1 protein-coding gene and 1 pseudogene are annotated in these 2,116 nt (G+C 76.5%); both read right to left on the minus strand.

Annotated features, from left to right (window positions below):
• Positions 1-863, minus strand: a pseudogene (locus tag CCL05_RS42790) (nickel transporter); the annotation flags it as partial.
• Positions 860-2,116: tetratricopeptide repeat protein (locus CCL05_RS42795; protein WP_086565870.1), on the minus strand; the 1,257-nt coding region annotated here is incomplete at its 5' end. The pseudogene CCL05_RS42790 and the gene CCL05_RS42795, both read right to left, overlap by 4 nt.

Here is a 2,116-nt window from a genome sequence, read left to right on the forward strand (position 1 = left end):
TGCACGCGCTCGCCCCGGGCCGCCGCCGTCGCGGCCATGATGGTCTTGCCGTGGCCCGGGGCGAGCGCGTGCATCGCCCCGAGGACGACGGCGATGAGCAGGGCCAGCGCGGCGAAGCCCGGGGTGAGGTCGTGCCGGGCGACCAGGTCGTCCAGGGCCCGTGTCCAGCGGTCGGCGCCGCGCGGCAGCACGGAGGCTGCAGGAGCGTCCGACTCCTCCTCGGCCAGGGCCGCACCGCCGGGGCGCACGCGCAGGGCGGCGGCCGCGGTGTCGGCCGGGGAGGAGAGCAACTCCGCCGGGTAGCGGGTCAGTTCCGCCGAGATCGACTTCTCCGGGACGTCCGACTCGGTGAGCGTCATACGGTCGCCCCGCGCCGTGATCTCCCGCCAGCCCGGGCCGGAGGAGCCGCCCGCGCCACGGAAGCCGACGGACACGGTCCCCTTGCCCGACCTTGTCGACTCATCCGACGGCAGGGGAGCGGTCAGCTCGCATTCCACGCGGAGGGTGTCGAGCCCCGCCTGCCCGGGCCGCACGCGCGCGTGGCTGCGCTCGGCGGTGAGCGGGGTGCCGCGGCCGTCGACGGTGACCCTGCTGTCGGCGGCGGCCGTGGCGCACCGCTCGCGGGCCCACATGGCGATGCCCAGCCGCTCGATGTCCGGTCCCGCCTGGGTGGCCGGGATCTCGGCGAGGTCCTCGACGTGGTGGACGCGCAGTTCGCCCGGGGCGGCGACCAGGCCGTCGTAGCGGTTGACGGTGAAGTTGCCCAGCGGGTGGGCGCTCGCCGCGCCGGCGGGCAGCAGGGTGAGCGCGCAGGCGGCCGTGAGGACGGCGGCGCCGGACGCGAACAGGCGGCGCAGGGTCACCGGGCCCCCTCCAGGTCCTTGAGCGCGGTACGGGCCTCGCGGGCGCCGAGCGGGGAGAAGCCGGGGTTCAGGTCGAGCGCGGCCGTCAGGTGCTCGCGGGCCTCGCGGTCGTTCCCGGTGGCGCGTTCGATGATGCCCCGGTGGTAGAGGAAGCCGGCGTTGCGGTAGCCGGTGGCGGTGGCGCGGCGGGCGTACGGCAGGGCTTCCTCGTCGCGGCCGTTGACGTGCAGGGCCCAGGCGAGGGCGTCGGCGGTGTGCACGCTGTGCCGGCGGTTCCACTCGGCGCGGGCGGCGCGCAGGGCCTCCTTCTTGTCGCCGTGGTCGGCGGCGGCCATGGCCGAGTCGAGGTCGGCGTTGACACCGCCCGCGCGGGCGAGGGACGTCCAGGCGTCGACGAGGGCGTACTGGTCGCCGGCCTTCGCCCGGTCGCCGTCGGCGCCCCGGTCCTCGTACAGCTCGCCGAGGGCGACGAGCGGGCCGGGCAGCGGGAAGCGGGCGACGACCTGCTCCAGTCCCTCGACGGCGGCGGCCCGGTCACCGTTCGCGGCCTGGGCGCGGGCGCGGCCCTCCAGGGCGGGGAGGTAGTTCTCGTCCGCGGCGAGGGCACGGGCGTAGTGGCCGAGCGCCGCCTTGTACTCGCCCTGGTTCCAGGCGAGCTGCCCGAGGGCGGTGGCGACGTACGCGATGTCGCCGGGCGAGTCGGCGGCCTCCAGGGCACGCTCCAGGACGTCACGCGCCGTACGGACGTCGCCGCGGAGTTCCTTCACGTACGCGTACCGCGTGAAGACGGGCACGCCGGGCCGCCGGTCGTCGGCGGTGCGGGCGGCCTCGGCGGCGTCCTCGTACCGGCCGAGTTCGACGAGGGCGTCGATACGTGTGCACAGGGCGCGTTCGCTGTAGGGGTTCTGCTTCAGGGCCCGGTCGGCGTCCTTCAGCGCGCCGGTGAAGTCGTGCCGGGCGGCGGCGAGGGCGGCACGGCCGGCGAGAGCCTGGTCGTTGCCCGGGTCCAGCTCCAGGGACCGTTTCAGCGCGCGCTCGGCCTGCGGATAGCGCGAGGGGTCGCCTTTCGTCCGGGCCTGTTCGACGTACGCCGTCCCGAGGGTGGCCCAGCTGCCGAAGTCCCTGGGCTGGGCGCGCAGATGCTTCTGCAGGGCCCCGATCCCCGCGTCGAGGTCCCCCCGGGCCAGCACACCGGCCGGCGGCGCCCCGGCCGCCGACACGGCCTCGGCACCGGCCCCCGCACGGCCGTCCCC

It is taken from the genome of Streptomyces africanus (assembly GCF_002150735.1).
Lineage (GTDB): Bacteria > Actinomycetota > Actinomycetes > Streptomycetales > Streptomycetaceae > Streptomyces > Streptomyces africanus.